At 71.0% G+C, this 15,212-nt stretch carries 14 protein-coding genes; 7 read left to right on the forward strand and 7 right to left on the reverse strand.

The genetic code is table 11. The features are described from left to right. Position 1 precedes the first annotated feature (1 nt). The 3 genes from AB0O15_RS31065 to AB0O15_RS31075 are packed head-to-tail and all read right to left on the reverse strand — an operon-like array spanning position 2 to position 3,666. Positions 2–718, reverse strand: a complete 717-nt coding sequence (locus tag AB0O15_RS31065) for a hypothetical protein (RefSeq protein ID WP_364325628.1) — start codon at positions 716–718, stop codon at positions 2–4. 34 nt (positions 719–752) lie between these two features. Further along, complete coding sequence (locus tag AB0O15_RS31070) at positions 753–2,720, reverse strand: ATP-binding protein (RefSeq protein WP_364325631.1); 1,968 nt, start codon at positions 2,718–2,720, stop codon at positions 753–755. Between the two features lies 1 nt (position 2,721). After that, positions 2,722–3,666, reverse strand: a complete 945-nt coding sequence (locus tag AB0O15_RS31075) for an ATP-binding protein (RefSeq protein WP_364325634.1) — start codon at positions 3,664–3,666, stop codon at positions 2,722–2,724. A gap of 305 nt (positions 3,667–3,971) precedes the next feature. Between AB0O15_RS31075 and AB0O15_RS31080 the strand changes: the two genes are divergently transcribed. Further along, positions 3,972–4,580 carry a DUF6230 family protein gene (locus AB0O15_RS31080; RefSeq protein WP_364325637.1) on the forward strand — a complete coding sequence of 203 codons (609 nt, stop codon included), beginning with the start codon at positions 3,972–3,974 and terminating at the stop codon, positions 4,578–4,580. Position 4,581: 1 nt separating this feature from the next. Beyond that, positions 4,582–6,024, forward strand: coding sequence for a DUF6114 domain-containing protein (locus AB0O15_RS31085; RefSeq protein ID WP_364325640.1), 1,443 nt, complete (start codon positions 4,582–4,584; stop codon positions 6,022–6,024). Here AB0O15_RS31085 and AB0O15_RS31090 read toward each other — a convergent pair. Further along, positions 6,008–6,409 (reverse strand): DUF1992 domain-containing protein, encoded by a 402-nt coding sequence (locus tag AB0O15_RS31090; protein ID WP_364325643.1) that lies wholly within the window; start codon positions 6,407–6,409, stop codon positions 6,008–6,010. The two genes, AB0O15_RS31085 and AB0O15_RS31090, sit on opposite strands and share 17 nt — an antisense overlap. A 386-nt stretch (positions 6,410–6,795) precedes the next feature. Here AB0O15_RS31090 and AB0O15_RS31095 point away from each other — a divergent pair, with 386 nt between their 5' ends. Beyond that, positions 6,796–7,065, forward strand: coding sequence for a DUF2277 domain-containing protein (locus AB0O15_RS31095; RefSeq protein WP_364325646.1), 270 nt, complete (start codon positions 6,796–6,798; stop codon positions 7,063–7,065). Positions 7,066–7,091: 26 nt separating this feature from the next. On the opposite strand, the gene AB0O15_RS31100 is transcribed toward AB0O15_RS31095, so the two are convergent. The 3 genes from AB0O15_RS31100 to AB0O15_RS31110 form a co-directional block, all read right to left on the reverse strand. Continuing rightward, entirely contained in the window at positions 7,092–7,835 is a 744-nt protein-coding gene (locus tag AB0O15_RS31100; protein WP_364325649.1) for a YcnI family protein, read from the reverse strand. A 67-nt stretch (positions 7,836–7,902) separates the two neighbouring features. After that, positions 7,903–9,246, reverse strand: a complete 1,344-nt coding sequence (locus AB0O15_RS31105) for an ATP-binding protein (protein WP_364325652.1) — start codon at positions 9,244–9,246, stop codon at positions 7,903–7,905. Continuing rightward, positions 9,243–9,908, reverse strand: coding sequence for a response regulator transcription factor (locus AB0O15_RS31110; protein ID WP_364325655.1), 666 nt, complete (start codon positions 9,906–9,908; stop codon positions 9,243–9,245). The genes AB0O15_RS31105 and AB0O15_RS31110 overlap by 4 nt, the downstream gene beginning before the upstream one ends. A gap of 158 nt (positions 9,909–10,066) precedes the next feature. On the opposite strand from AB0O15_RS31110, the gene AB0O15_RS31115 reads away from it, so the two are divergent. The 4 genes from AB0O15_RS31115 to AB0O15_RS31130 all read left to right on the forward strand — a co-directional run bounded on the left by AB0O15_RS31115 (position 10,067) and on the right by AB0O15_RS31130 (position 15,212). Then, positions 10,067–11,215 carry a sigma-E factor regulatory protein RseB domain-containing protein gene (locus tag AB0O15_RS31115; protein WP_364325658.1) on the forward strand — a complete coding sequence of 383 codons (1,149 nt, stop codon included), beginning with the start codon at positions 10,067–10,069 and terminating at the stop codon, positions 11,213–11,215. 224 nt (positions 11,216–11,439) lie between these two features. Further along, positions 11,440–12,846 carry a gamma-aminobutyraldehyde dehydrogenase gene (locus tag AB0O15_RS31120; RefSeq protein ID WP_364325660.1) on the forward strand — a complete coding sequence of 469 codons (1,407 nt, stop codon included), beginning with the start codon at positions 11,440–11,442 and terminating at the stop codon, positions 12,844–12,846. Between the two features lie 15 nt (positions 12,847–12,861). Continuing rightward, complete coding sequence (locus AB0O15_RS31125; protein ID WP_364325663.1) at positions 12,862–13,965, forward strand: ABC transporter ATP-binding protein; 1,104 nt, start codon at positions 12,862–12,864, stop codon at positions 13,963–13,965. Positions 13,966–14,000: 35 nt separating this feature from the next. Continuing rightward, positions 14,001–15,212 (forward strand): spermidine/putrescine ABC transporter substrate-binding protein, encoded by a 1,212-nt coding sequence (locus AB0O15_RS31130; RefSeq protein WP_364325666.1) that lies wholly within the window; start codon positions 14,001–14,003, stop codon positions 15,210–15,212.

Raw genomic sequence — 15,212 nt, forward strand, 5'->3', positions numbered from 1 at the left:
GTCATGACGTCGCGTCCTCGGCCGGGATCGCCGTGACCGGGTCGCCACCGACCGTGGCCTTGCCCGTGGTGACGTCCAGCGTGGAGGGCTTGACCGGCACGCCGTCCACGGTGGCCAGGCCGACCTGGCGCCCGTCCTTGAGCACGATCCAGCCGCCGACCACCTTGGCGCCGCGGACCCGGTTGGCGAACCGGTAGAGCCCGGACGGCTTCTTCGCCACCTCGATGGTGAAGTCGCGGGCCTTGCCGTCGACCGTGACCGTGCCCTTGGCCTGGTTCTTGTCCGCCGTACCGGTCAGCGTCGACCCGTCGTCGGCCCTGAGCTCGAGCTTGCCGTCGATCGCGGTGCCGGTGAGCCACTGCTCCAGCTTGTCGCCGTCACAGAGGTAGGCGATGGCCGCGCCGTTCTTCGCCGCGACGGCCAGCGAGCCCTCCTTGAGGTGCCCGGCCCAGGTCCCGGTCAGCGGCTTGCGCTGGGCCAGGGGCTCCTTGGCCACGGGCGGCGGCGCCTCGCCACCGTTGCCGTTCGGCGGGGTCGCGCTGTCCTCCGGCACCGGCGCGTCACCGTCGCCGGGAACCTCCGGGGTGGGCGAGGCGCCGGCGATCACCGAGGCCGCGGGCACGCCGGCGATCCGGTTCCACTGCCAGCCGGCGCCGAGCAGCACCGCGGCGACGCTGATGCCGGCCAGCAGGATGGCCAACGGGCTCATGCGCTTCATGACTTCGCTCCCCGGGCAGACGACGACGTGTCTGCTACTGATTCGCAGCCGACGGCCCGATCGGTTCCCGTTCGGCGGAAGAAATTTCGGCCAGCGCGGGAATACTCACCGTAAAGGTGCTTCCCCCGCCCAATACGGAGCGTACGGCCACAGCGCCATCGTGCTCGGTCACGATGGCGTGCACGATGGCCAGCCCGAGCCCGGAGCCCTGTACGGCCTGGTCCATCGCGTTGGCGCCCCGGTGGAACGGCGTGAACAGCCCGGGCAGGTCGCCGGCGGGCACCCCGATGCCGGTGTCGCTGATCTCCACGGTCGCGGTCCCGGCCTCCGCGCCGGCCCGGCAGACGATCCGTCCCCCGGAAGGCGTGAACTTCACCGCGTTGTCGAGCAGGTTGCGCACCGCGCGTTCCAGCCGGTCCGGCTCGCCGGCCACCCAGGCCGGCCCCGCCGCCTCATCGAGGGTCAGGAGCAGGCCCTTCGCCCGCGCGGCCGGGGCCACGTCGGCCACCACGGCGGTGGTCAGCGCGGTCAGATCCACGGGTACGGACGGCCCGCCCGCCCGTTGCGCGCCCGGATCGAGCAGCAGCAGGTCGGCGACCGTGTCCCGCAGCCGCAGGGCGTTGCGCAGGATCGCGCCGAGACCGCGCCGCTGCGGCGGGGTGAGGTCGTCATCGTCGTCGGTGAGCATCTCGGTGTAGCCGAGGATGCTGGTCAGCGGGGTACGCAACTCGTGCGTCACGGTCGCCACGAAGGCGTCCTTGCGCTCGTCCAGGGTCTGCAGCTCGCTGATCAGCCGGGCCTGGCGGATGTGCAGGCGCTGCTGGCGGATCGCGTGCTCGACCTCCCGGGCCAGGGTGCCGAGCAGCCGCCGCTCCTCGTCGGTCCAGTCCGGCCGGTCCGGGCGCGCCAGACACAGCAGGCCGGGCGGGCACTGCGCGTCACCGGGCAACGCCACCGCGAGGCCGCCGGGCACGTCCGCGACCAGGGCCGGCTCGCCCGGAGCACCGGCCTGTACCGCGGCCACGATCTCCGGGGCGAGCGGCTCGGCGGCGTCCGGCCATCGGACGCTGACGCCGGCGCCCGGCTCGACCGCGACCCGCCCGTGCACCACGGCGGCGCCGAAGAACGCGCCCAGCATCTCGGCCACCCGGGCCGCGGTCACCTGGGCGCCCCCGGGGCGCCGTAGCTCGGTGGCGACCTGTTGACGCAGCTCGTGGCGTACCCCGCGGGCCTGTTCGGCGGCGAGCAGCCGTTCGGTCTCGGCGGCCAGGTCGTTCAGCGTTCCGATCACGGCGCGTAGTTCGGCCGTACCCGACGGAACGGCCCGGGCCGACCGGTCGCCGGCGGCCAGCCGACGCAGCGTGCGCCGGATGTCCTCGAGCGGAGCGAGGAGGTGACGCTGGTGCACCGCGGCCATCACCATGGCGACGGCCAGGAACAGGATGGCCAGGCCGCCGAAGAGCATCTGGACCGAGCGGATGCGGGACCGGTCGGCCGCGGTCACGGACTGCTGCTCGGCGCGCAGGGCGTCCTCGACGTAGGCGTTGGTCAGCCGGATCCGGTCGAACGCCCGCTTGCCCCGGTCGGCCAGGGCGTCGTTCCGGTCGGCGACCCCGGCGTTCACGATCGGGATCGCGTACGCGTAGAGCCAGTGCGCCGCGGCCGTGCGCTCGGCGGTCAGCCAGCGGCGCACCTCGTCGTCGGCGGACAGCTCGGCGACCCGGTCGAAGGCGACGAACGCGGCCACCTTCCCGGATTCGTACGGCCCCAGGTACTCGCGGTCGCCGGTGAGCTGGAACCCGCGTACCCCGGTCTCGGCGTCCGTCATGTTCTGCAGCACGGCCCGGTTGGCGGTGCGCGCGTCGCCCAGCCGCTCGGTGTGCTGCTGCTGGGCGGCCTGGAGCCGCTCCCCGACGACGAGCTGGACCAGCACAAGGGCCAGGAACAGCACCAGGAGGACGGAGATGGCGGCGCGCACCCGGGCCGTCATGCTGCGCAGCACGTCACGCGTCCGGCAACGTGAAGGCGATGGTGGTGGTGCCGCCGCCCGGCGTGCCGTCGGCCCAGATCCGGCCGCCGTGCCGCTCGGCGATCCGCTGGCAGGTGCTCAGGCCGACGCCGTGCCCGGCCGGGGTGCGGTCCACCCGGGTGAACATCTCGAAGACCCGCCCCCGGTGCTCCGGCAGGTCGTTGATCAGGTGTTGCATGCGGCCGACGGCGCGGGTCGCCGACGCGATCCAGGAGCGGGTCCGGCTGCCCTCGGCCTGCTCGTCGCCGATCAGCTCGAGGTATCCGTTGACCACCGCCAGCGGCGCGGCCAGGTCATGGCTGACCACGCCCGCGAACTGCTCCAGCTCGGTGTTCGAGCGCTGGAGCTCGGCGTTGGTCGCGGCCAGCTCCTCGTGCGCCTGCTCGAGCGCCCGGTGCTGCTGCTCCGACTCGGCGAGCAGCTCGGCGTTCAGCCGGCCCTGGCGGCGCCGCTCGAACACGGCCAGGATCACCCCGGCCAGGTCCTTGATCCGGGCGATCTGGTCGTCGTCCAGCACGCCGGGCACGTTGTCGAAGACGCACAGGCTGCCCAGGGCGTACCCCTGGGGCGTGACCAGCGGGGCGGACGCGTAGAACCGCACGTCGGCGAGCTGACCGGTGACCCACGGGTTGAGCCGGAACGTGGGGTCCTCGCTGGCGTCCGGGACGTGGACGAACTCACCCTCCTCGAACTTGACCGCGCACATCGAGTCGTCGCGGGCGGAGTCGCCGCCCTCGAAGCCGGTGGTGGTGAGCTGGCACTGCCGGTTCTCGTCGATCAGATTGAGTGTGGCGAACGGCTTTCCCGCGACCAGCGCGGCCACCCGGACGACGTCCTGGAGCTCGTCGTCGGCCGGCGCGTCGAGCACTCCGTACTCGTGAAGCGCGTCGAGCCGCAGCAGCTCGTGGGAGGACGTCACCCTGGTCAGATCGGCAGGAGTTGGCCCGTGTTGAGCGCCGGAGCGCCCGCTCGCCAGGGGAAATCTGGGAGTCCGCTGAGTTTCGTTACCTACTCGTTACATGGCCGACGATCTCCACATCCGGTGATCGGATTTCCCGGCAAAGCGGACACTGAACCGGTATCTGCAACGGTGCGTGACGCACATCGGGAGCGCCTTGGTTACCCGCCGGTAATCTCACCGCTTGTGACCGGGGCCACCTGGGAGCAGAGTGACGACCCATCGAAGTTCCCCCGCTTCGAGACCGATCGAGAAAGGGCCCCACCGTGACCGACGCGGTTTCCGGACGAACCAACTGGCGCAAGTTCGCGCTCGCCGCCGGCGTACCCGCCGTGGCGGCCGGCTTCCTGCTCTTCGGGATGTCGCAGGGCGCGCTGGCGGCCAGCTTCGCCGTCTCCGGCCAGGACTTCAAGATCTCCGCCGACCGACTCGACGGCACCGGCTTCTCCCAGTACGGCGGCGTGGTCAAGGACGCCGAGGGCAAGCAGATCCCGGTCTCGATGTCCGGTATCGCCGACGCCAAGCTGACCAACCTCTGCCAGTCGGTGCGGGTCAAGGACGCCCCGATGAGCCTGACCATCACGGCCGGCACCGAGAAGGGCAAGCCGGCCCGGGCCACCAACATGCTGATCGGCATGAAGGACCTGGCCGGCGACGCCACCTTCACCAACATCAACATCGGTCAGGACGCCGGGACCCTCACCAAGGGTGGCACGGAGGCCAAGGGCGAGACCGGCGGCTTCGGCCAGCAGTCCGACAAGATCGTGATCAACGGCCTGAGGCAGACCGCGGTGTCCACCACCGCCGGCACGTTCAAGCTGACCGGGCTCGACCTCAAGCTGAACTTCGGTTCCTCGCCGAAGGAATGCTTCTGAGGTGGATGTTCGCGAGTTTCGGCGACGCTTCGCGCACTGGCGCCGGGCCCGGCCGTTCTGGGGCGGGCTGCTGCTGACGCTGTCGGCGGCGGCCCTGTTCCTGAGCGCCAACCTGACCCTGAAGGCGATGGAGGTCCACTTCGGCCAGGAGGGCTTCCTGTCCTACCTGCTGCCGCTGGTGATGCTGCTGTGCGGGCTGCTGGTCTGGTTCACCCCGGCGCAACGGGTCTTCTACGCGATCGTCGCGCTGATGACCGCGGTGTACTCGCTGATCGGCCTCAACCTCGGCGGCTTCGGCGCCGGCCTGCTGCTGGGCATCGCGGGCGGCGCCCTGGCCATCGCCTGGACCCCCGCACCCGCCGCCGCTCTTCCCGCGGCCGATCCCGCTCTTCCCGCGGCTGACACCGGGGTGATCGAGCCCGGCCCCGTCGCGGACCGGAAGCCGGACGCGCCGACCACCGATCTGCGGCCGGCCGCACAGGAGCCGCCCCCTTTCGCTGAGCCCGGGCGCACCGGGCAACATCGGAAGGCCCTTGCGATCATCGCGGCGCCGCTCGCGATCGGCCTGTCGCTGGCCATGGCCGCACACGCGCCCCGGCCCGCCCGAGCCGAGCCGGCCTGCCCCAAAGGCATGCCCTCCCGTTCCACGGCAGCCTCGCCGAACAAGGAGGCCTCACCGGGCAAGGAGGCCAAACCCTCCCTCAGCAAGCCGAGCGCGGGGAAGACGACGCCTGCGCAGCCCAAGCCGACCACGACCGCCGACGCCGGGAAGAAGGACGACACCGGCAACCCGATCGTCGACGGCTGGAACGACTTCGTCGAGGGCGTCGGCAACCTGTTCGGCGGCGGGGACGACACGTCGCCCTCCCCCGGCCCGTCCGAGCCGACGGCCAAGCCGACGACCGGCCCCACCTCGAAGCCCGGCACCCCTTCGAAGCCCAGGCCCAAGCCGAAGCCGTCGTCGTCGTCCACGAACGACGACATCCCGTGCCTGGGCCCGCGCGTCCTCAACAAGAAGGCCGGCCCCGACGACCTGCCCCCGGCCGCGGTCATCGGCGGCCTGATGGAGGGCGACACGCTGACCATGTACGACTCGACCTACGACGGCGTGACCACGCTCCAGACCGCGGACGGCCCCAAGCAGGTCCTCAAGTTCAGCATGCGCAAGTCGGTGACCACGCCGTTCAAGCTCACCATCCAGGAGCCCGGCGGCCACACCACGGTGATCGACGCCGGCGCGCTCACCACGACCGGCAACGTCCGCTTCTACACCCCGAAGTTCGAGGGCAAGCTCTTCGGCCTGATCCCGGTGACCTTCACGCCCGAGCAGCCGCCGCCGCTGACCCTGCCGGTGCTGAAGTTCACCGACGTCAAGATCGACCTTTCCTTCGTACGCAGCGACGTCCTGACCGGCAAGCCCCTGAAGATCACCGAGGTCCGGTAAGCCCGCGACGCTCCCGCCACCGGGCGACCACCTGGTCGGCGTCCACCGGCGGGAGCAGCGTGGGCGGCCCGTCCAGCAGCCCGACCCGGGCCTTGCGGATCTGCTCGTTCAGCGCCGCCACATATTCCCGGACCGCCTGCTCCGACGGCTTGCGGTCGATCGTGGCGTCAAGCTCTTCCCGCTCTCGCCGCAGCGCCAGCGAGGGCGGCAGCACGCCCGCCCCGGCCCCTTCACGCTGCGCCCAGTCCTTGACCCACCAGTCCTCGTCGTACTCCCCGCCCGCCCCGCGCAGCGGCTTCCCGGCGCCGGCCAGGTTCTCGAACTCCCCACGTTCCTGAGCCTCGCGCAGCTGCCGATCAACAGCCGACTCGTACCAATGCACCATGCGCAAAAGTCTAGGTCGCGCGGTCAGTTCCACCCCGGGGTCGGACCCGGGTGACCACCTCCCAGGCGGTGCGGCCGGTCGCCGAGCCCCCGCGCTTCGAGGCGATGGGTACGCGGCGACAGCGCCGAGTTTCTCGCCCGGCTCGAGGGTGGCCTCATCGAACCACCGACCGGAGTTCAGGGTGTTCCAGCGATCGCCCCACGTGTAGGTCGCCACCCGGCCGGCGGCGATGTCCGCCTGCGCGCGGCGGTCCGGCTGCTCGCGAGGGCCGTCCACCAGGAGAGCGCCGCGGCGGCCACCCACGTCACGATCAGGCCGCGCGCAACCGAACCCACCGCCCGTTCATGAAGCGGATTGTTCCAGGCCGCGGCGTTAGGCTCGGGACCATGTGCCGAAACATTCGACCGCTGAACAACTTCGAGCCGCCGGCCACGCACGACGAGACGCACGCGGCGGCGTTGCAGTATGTGCGCAAGGTCGCGGGCACCACCAAGCCGAGCGCACGTAATCAGGAGGCGTTCGACCGGGCCGTCGCGGCCGTCGCCCATGCGACCGAGCATCTGCTGGCCGACCTGGTGAACGTCGGGCCCAAGAAGGACCGTGAGGTCGAGGCGATCAAGGCGCGAGCCCGGGCCGAGAAGCGTTACGCCTCCTGAGCCCGGGCCCGGTCTGATCCCGCGCGCTACTTGCCGGGCGTCGGCTCGGCCGGGGCGGAGCCGGTGGAGCGGCGGAACGCGAGCAGCGCCACGATCAGGGCGATGACGCCGAGCGCCAAGCCACCCACGCCCAGGGCGGTGCCGGTGCTGGAGGACGACTCCGAGGCGGGCGCGGCGGCCTCGACGGTCGGGCCGGGCGCGGCGGCGGGGGCGGTGTCGCTCTCGGCGGCGGCCTTCGCGAGCTTCAGGACCGGCGCGGGGCTCTCGGGCTCCTCGCCGCCGGCCGCGGGCGGCTCGTCGATCCAGCGGACCACGTTGCCGTCGGAGTAGGTCTGCAGCGCCTTGAAGATCATCTGGTCGACCTGCGGCAGCGGGCCCAGCGAGACATCGAACTCCTGGAACTGGCCGGGCTTGATGGCCGCGTCGGCGGCCGCCGTCCAGGTGATCTTCTCGACCGCCTCGTTGATCTGCGCGCCGTGGGCCTCGAGGGGCTTGTCCAGCTTGCCCTTGGTGACCACCGCGGTCCAGCCCGGCACCGGCTTGACCGACACGGACGCCACCGGCGCGGTCTTGATCGGCAGGGTCACCTCGAGCTTGGTGGTGGACGCGCTGTCACTCTCGTTCGGCACCCGGAACGTGGCCTTGGTGTAGCCGCCCTGAGCGGCGTTGGCCGAGCTCACGGAAACGTGCGCGGACGCGGGGGCGGCGATCGCCAGGGTGAGCGCGGCGACCGCTCCGGCCACCACAGCGGCCCGCTTGAACAAGGTCATCTTCTCTCGGCCTTCCAGACGAATGGAACGTACGGCCATTGGTCGGCGCATCGGGCCGGAAAGTTCCCTACGACTTCGGCAATCGGACCTCGGCCCGGAGACCCGGCGACGCGTCACCGAGGGTAATGGTCCCGTGATGCTGGCGGACCAGTTCCCGGACGATCGCCAGCCCCAGCCCGGACCCGCCGGCGTCGCGCGCCCGCGCGTCGTCCAGCCGGGTGAACCGGCCGAACACGCGCTCCCGGTCGGCCTCGGGGATGCCGGGGCCGTCGTCGGTCACGGTGATCAGGACGCCCGAGGCATCAGCCGTGAGCGCGAGGGTCACGGCCGATGAGGCATGGCGTACGGCGTTGTCGAGCAGGTTGGCCACGACGCGGCTCAGGGCGTCCGGGTCGCCGGTGATCTCCACGGGCTCCGACACCACCCGGACGCCGGGGTAGCGCGTGGCGACCTGGGCCAGCAGCTCATCGAGCCGGACGGACGTGATCCGGGCGGCCGGCCGGGTCGCGGCGTCGTCGGCCCGGGCGAGCAGCAGCAGGTCGTCGACCAGCCGGCTGAGCCGTTCCACGTCGGTCAGCAGGTCGGCCGAGAGGGCGGGCCAGTCGGTGTCGTCGGGCAGCCGCTGCGCCACCTCCAGCTCGGTGCGCATGGTGGTCAGCGGGCTGCGCAGCTCATGGGCGGCGTCGGCGACGAAGGCCCGCTGCCGGGCCCGGGAGGCGTCGAGGCGGCGGAGCATGTCGTTGAGGGTGACCGCGAGCCGGTGGACCTCGTCGCTGGAGTCGGGCACCGGCAGGCGGTCGGACCGGGCCCGGCCGGTGATCTCCTCGGCCCCGGAGCGCAGCGCCTCGACCGGGCTCAGCGCGGCGCCCACCACCTGCCACGACACCACCGCCAGCACCACGATGAGCAGCGGGAACACCACGAGCAGGGTGATCCGCAGCAGGCGGATGCCGGCGGTCACGTCGCCGGTGCCGCGGGCGACCAGCACGTGCACCGTCTCGGCGCCCTGCCGGGCCTCGACCGTGACCACCCGGACCGCTCCGTCGACCCCGATGCGGTCGCCCGGAATGACCGTCCCGTGGCCGCTGGCCAGGCCCTTCAGCTCGTCGGGGTAGAGGATCGGCACCAGCCGGTCGGCGGTCGCGCTCACCGCGCGTACCCGATCCTGGTCGTCGACCACCTGGACCTGCACGCCCGCGCTGACCGGGATGGGGTCGCTGAGCGCGTTCTGCTCGACCAGGTCGGCGACCGCGCGGGCGGTGTCCAGCGCCTCCTCGTTGATCGAGCGCAGCAGCGCGAAGCTGAGCACCGCGATCAGCGCCAGGCCGCCGGCCAGCAGCCCGGCGGCGAGGGCGGCGATGGAGACGCCGGTCAGCCGCGCGCGCAACGAGCGGCGGCGGAACCACTTCATGCGGGTACGGCGGCCAGGCGGTAACCGGCGCCGCGGACCGTCTCCAGGCGATCGCGGCCGATCTTGCGGCGCAGGTAGCCCACGTAGACCTCGACGGCGTTGGGCGCGGTGTCCAGCGCCGCGTCCCAGACGTGGTCGAGCAGCTCGGTCTTGGAGACGACCTGACCGGGATGGCGGATCAGGTATTCGAGCAGGGCGAACTCGCGGGCGGTCAGGGCCACCTCGCTGCCGCCGACGAGCACCCGGCGCTCGGCCGGGTCGAGCTCGACGTCGCCGTGGGCGAGGACCACCGGGCGCTCCCGGCCGCCCCGGCGGAGCAGGGCCCGGAGCCGGGCCAGCAGCACCACGTACGAGAAGGGTTTGGTCAGGTAGTCGTCGGCGCCGCAGTCGAGCCCGTCGGCCTGGTCGTACTCGCCGTCCTTGGCCGACAGCATCAGCACCGGCAGCCAGTGGCGCTCGGCCCGCAGCTGGCGCACCACGCGGTAGCCGCTGAGCCGGGGCAGCATCACGTCGAGGATCATCGCGTCGTACCCGCCGTGGCGGGCCATCTCGAGCCCGTCCTGGCCGTCGCCGGCGACATCCACCGCGAACCCCTCGGCCTGCAGCCCGCGCCGCAGCGCCGCGGCCAGCCGCTCCTCGTCCTCCACCACCAGCAACCGCACGAGGACAACTGTGTCACGCCGGGGGCTGCTCCGCGGCGACCTCCTCAGCTGAGTCACAGCGCCGACGCCTGGTCCGAGGAGACCCCTAGGGGACCTTCTCAGCGGAGTCACAGGGCGTCGGGAGCATGGTGGGTGGCAGACAACGGGAGGTGGACGTAGTGAACGTGTTCAGGTCCAGGCCGGCGCTTCGCTGGCTGGTGCCGTCGGCCGCAGCGGTCGTCGTGATCGGGGGTGGCGCGGCTGCCGGGACCATCGTCGCCAGCGCCGACCCGGCTCTGCCGGAGCGCAGCGCGGCTCAGCTCTTGGTCGACGTGCAGAACGCGAAGGTGGAAGGACTGTCCGGGACGATCGTGCAGACCGCCGATCTGGGGCTGCCGGCCGTGCCGGGGGTGACCGGCCAGGGTGACGAGCTGACCAAGCTGATCGCGGGCAGCAACACCGCCCGGGTCTGGTACGCCGGCGAGGACCAGGCCCGCGTCGCGATCCAGGGTGTGCTCGGCCAGACCGACATCATCCGCAACGGTACGGACGTGTGGATCTGGCGCAGCCAGAACAACACGGCGTCGCACCTGAAGGTGCCGGCGGACAAGGCGGGCAAGGCTCAGCACACGCCGCCGGCGGGTGTGGTGCCGTCGACACCGCAGGAAGCGGCCGACGCCGCGCTCGCGGCGATCGACCCGACCACGGCGGTCAGCACGACCGGTGCGGCCGAGGTGGCCGGGCGGGACGCGTACGAGCTGGTGCTGGCGCCGAAGGACAGCGCCTCGCTGATCGGGCAGGTGCGCCTGGCGATCGACGCCAAGGAGCACATCCCGCTGCGGGTGGACGTCTACGCCAAGGACGCCAACAACCCGGCCGTCCGGGTGGCGTTCCAGCAGGTGAGCTTCACCAAGCCGGACGCGCAGCAGTTCAACTTCAACCCGCCGCCGGGCGCCAAGGTCGAGAACCAGACGGCCGAGCAGCTTCAGGCCGAGGCCGAGAAGAAGGGCGCCGAGGCCAAGCAGAAGCATGGTGAGGCGCGGAAGCAGGCGGCCGAGAGCACCAAGGTGGTCGGCAAGGGCTGGACGTCGGTGTTCGTCGCTCAGGCACCGAAGGCCGACGACAAGGCCGACGACAAGAAGGCGGCCGGCCCGGAGGCCGCGGCGCTCGAGGGTGTGCTGAAGAGCCTGCCCGCGGTCAAGGGCAGCTGGGGCAGCGGACATCTGCTGCAGAGCACGCTGTTCAGCGCGCTGGCGACCGACGACGGCCGGATCCTGGTCGGCGCGGTGGCTCCCGAGAAGCTGTACGAGGTAGCCGCACAGAAGTAGCACCAATCGCCACACATCAGGCGGCCGGTGAGCGCAGAGGGTTGCGCTCACCGGCCGCTGCGCATTCCGGAGAGCCGTACGCGATCGTCACCGGAATTCGCGGCATAGCCGACCATCGACGGCTGATTCCGTTTCGGCTCTGCAAAATAGTTCGGATTCCCTTGTCTCCAAGCGGTTCTCTGTGTCAAGGTCCCCCCACGTCAGTGAGGGCAGGAGGACCGACCGTGAGCGATGCGCTGCCCGTCCTGCGGAACTTCATCGGCGGGGCTTACGCAGACCACGCGGACGGCGCCACCTCGCCGGTGATCGATCCGGCGACCGGAGAGACGTACGCCCACGCGCCGGTCTCCTCGGCCAAGGACGTCGAGGCGGCGATGGCGGCGGCGCGCGACGGGTTCGCGACGTGGCGGGACGCGACGCCGGCCGAGCGGCAGCTCGCCCTGCTGCGGATCGCCGACCGGGTCGAGGCGCGGGCCGAGGAGATCATCGAGGCCGAGTGCCGCAACACCGGCAAGCCGGTCGGGCTGACCCGCGACGAGGAGATGGCCCCGCTCCTCGACGAGCTGCGGTTCTTCGCCGGGGCGGCGCGGCTGCTCGAGGGCCGGTCGGCCGGGCAATACCTCGCCGGGTACGAGTCGTACGTGCGCCGCGAGCCGATCGGCATCTGCGCGCAGGTGGCCCCGTGGAACTACCCGATGGTCATGGCGGTGTGGAAGTTCGCCCCGGCCATCGCGGCGGGCAACGCGGTGGTGCTCAAGCCGTCGGACACCACGCCGGTGAGCACGCTGCTGCTGGCCGAGATCGCCGCCGAGGTGCTTCCGCCCGGCGTACTCAACGTGGTCTGCGGCGACCGGAACACCGGCCGCGACCTGATCGCCCACCCCGACCCCGCACTCGTCTCGATCACCGGATCGACCCGCGCCGGCATGGAGGTGGCCGCCTCGGCCGCCGCCGACCTCAAGAAGGTCCACCTCGAACTCGGCGGCAAGGCGCCGGTCGTGGTCTTCGACGACGCCGACCTGGCGTCGACCGCGGCCCGGATCGCCGACGCCGGCTACTTCAACGCCGGCCAGGACTGCACCGCCGCGTCCCGGGTCCTGGTCCACCACCGGGTCGCCGCCGACTTCACCGAGGCGCTGGTGGAAGCGGCCGCGCGCCAGGACGTGATCCCGGTCAACAACGCGAACCAGCTGGGCCGGGTGCTCGGCTTCCTCGACCGCAAGCCGGCGCACGCCCGGGTGGCGACGGGCGGCCGGCGGATCGGCGAGCGTGGCTATTTCGTCGAGCCGACCGTCGTCACCGGCCTGGAGCAGCGCGACGAGATGGTCCAGGACGAGGTCTTCGGCCCGGTGATCACGGTCCAGGAGTTCACCGACGAGGACGCGGCGGTCCGCTGGGCCAACGACGTCCGGTACGGCCTGAGCGCCAGCGTGTGGACCCGCGACCACGGGCGGGCGATGCGGATGACCCGGCGGCTCGACTTCGGCTGCGTCTGGGTCAACACCCACATCCCGTTCGTCTCCGAGATGCCGCACGGGGGGTTCGGCCATTCGGGGCACGGCAAGGATCTGTCCGCGTACGGGTTCGAGGAGTACACCCGGATCAAGCATGTGATGCACAACGTCGGCTGATAGAGGTACCCCCGGATGAGCGACACCCCCGCGATCGAGTTCGTCGGCGTACACAAGGAGTTCCAGTCGCACGGCGAGACCGTCCACGCCGTACGCACGCTCGACCTGGCCATCGCGCAGGGCGAGTTCTTCTCGCTGCTCGGTCCGTCCGGCTGCGGGAAGACCACCACGATGCGGATGATCGCCGGGTTCGAGGACCCGTCGGCGGGCACCGTGTTCCTGGACGGCCGGGACGTCACCAACATCGCCCCGAACAAGCGTGACGTCAACATGGTCTTCCAGTCGTACGCGCTGTTCCCGCACATGTCCGTGCACCAGAACGTGGCCTTCGGGCTGGAGCGCAAGAAGGTCGCCAGGGACGAGATCGCCCGCCGGGTCGGCGAGATCATCGAGATCGTCTCGTTGAGCGGCATGGAGAAGCGGGCGCCGCGCGAGATGTCCGGCGGCCAGCAGCAGCGGGTCGCGCTGGCCCGGGCGCTGGTCAACCGGCCGCGGGCGTTGCTGCTGGACGAGCCGCTGGGCGCGCTCGACCTCAAGCTGCGCCAGCAGATGCAGGTCGAGCTCAAGCGGATCCAGCGCGAGGTCGGCATCACCTTCGTCTACGTCACGCACGACCAGGGCGAGGCGCTGACCATGTCCGACCGGATCGCGGTGATGCAGGGCGGGCGGATCGACCAGCTGGGCACGCCGCGGGAGATCTACGAGAAGCCGGCGACCCGGTTCGTGGCCGGCTTCATCGGCACCTCCAACCTCCTCGAGGGCGAGGTCCGGAGCATCGAGAACGGCATCGCGACGCTCAGCTCGGCGCCCGGCGACTGCGTGCTGGTCCCGGTTCCGGGTTCGGTCGCGGTCGGTGACAAGGTCGAGATCTCGGTACGCCCGGAGAAGATCGAACTGGAGCGCGGCGTCGAGGCGCCCAGCGACTGCTCGGTCGTCGCCGGCACGGTCAGCGAGGTCGTCTACCACGGCACCTCGACCAACTACACCGTGGCGACCGCCGCCGGCCCCGAGTTCACGGTCTTCGACCAGAACGCCGCCAACGCCGACGACCTCGCGGTCCGTGGCGACAAAGTCTTCCTCTACTGGAACGCGCAGCATTCGTACCCGATCGGAGTCTGATGTCATCCCCCCGTGACCCCTCTTTTGTTCGTGGCATGACCCAGCGTCGCCTCGGCCGGCGTGACGCGCTCCGGATGAGCGGCCTCGCGTCGTTCAGCGCCTTCCTGGCCGCCTGTGGCGTGAAGGGCCAGGGCAACCCCGGTGCCAGCGCGCCCGCCGCCGACGCGGTGGCCAAGTTCTGGGCCGGCAAGACCGCCACCAAGCACGTCGACGTGGCGAGCTGGCCGCTCTACATGGACCCGAAACAGCCCGAGCTCAAGGCGTTCACCAAGGAGACCGGCATCACGGTGAACTACCAGGAGGTCATCCAGGAGATGGGCCCCTGGTTCGCCAAGGTGCAGCCGCAGCTCGCGGCCAAGCAGCCGATCGGGTTCGACATCCAGATCATCACCAACGGCCAGCAGTTCAAGCAGTTCACGACCTCCGGCTTCCTGGCGCCGCTCGACCATTCCAAGCTGCCGAACTTCGCCAAGAACGCCGCTCCGGCGTACAAGAAGGAAGCCTTTGACCCGGGGAACGTCTACAGCGTGCCGTGGACGTCCGGGATCAGCGGGATCGCCTACGACCCGGCCAAGACCGGCCGTGAGATCACCAAACTCGCCGACCTGTGGGACCCGAAGTTCAAGGGCAAGGTCGGGATGTTCTCCGACACCCAGGAGCTGGCCAACTTCGGGATGATGGTGCTCGGCATCAACCCCGACAACTCCACCGCCGACGACTGGAAGAAGGCGGCCGAGAAGCTCAAGGAGCAGAAGTCGCAGGGCATCCTGCGCAACTACTACGACCAGAGCTACATCGACGCGCTCGGCAAGGGCGAGGTGTGGATCACCCAGGCGTGGTCCGGCGACGTGTTCCAGAAGAACGTCTCCGACGGCACGAACTTCAAGTTCGTCATCCCGGAGGAGGGCGGCACGATCTGGACCGACAACTTCTCCATCCCGATCACCGCGCCGAACGCGGTCGCCGCGCTCACGCTGATCGACTACTTCTACCGGCCCGAGGTCGCCACCGACATCGCCGCCTACATCAACTACGTGACGCCGGTGCCGGCCGCGCAGGAACTGATGAAGAAGAAGGCCGAGACCGCCACCGGCGACGACAAGAAGACGCTGACCGCGGTGGCCGACAGCCCGCTGGTGTTCCCGACCGAGGCCGACTACGCGAAGCTGCACTACTACCGCAACTTCGACACCCCGGCCGACTACCAGGAGTTCCAGAAGGTCTTCGAACCCGTCGTGCTGGGCTGA

Source organism: Actinoplanes sp. NPDC089786, from assembly GCF_040684855.1.
GTDB lineage: Bacteria > Actinomycetota > Actinomycetes > Mycobacteriales > Micromonosporaceae > Actinoplanes.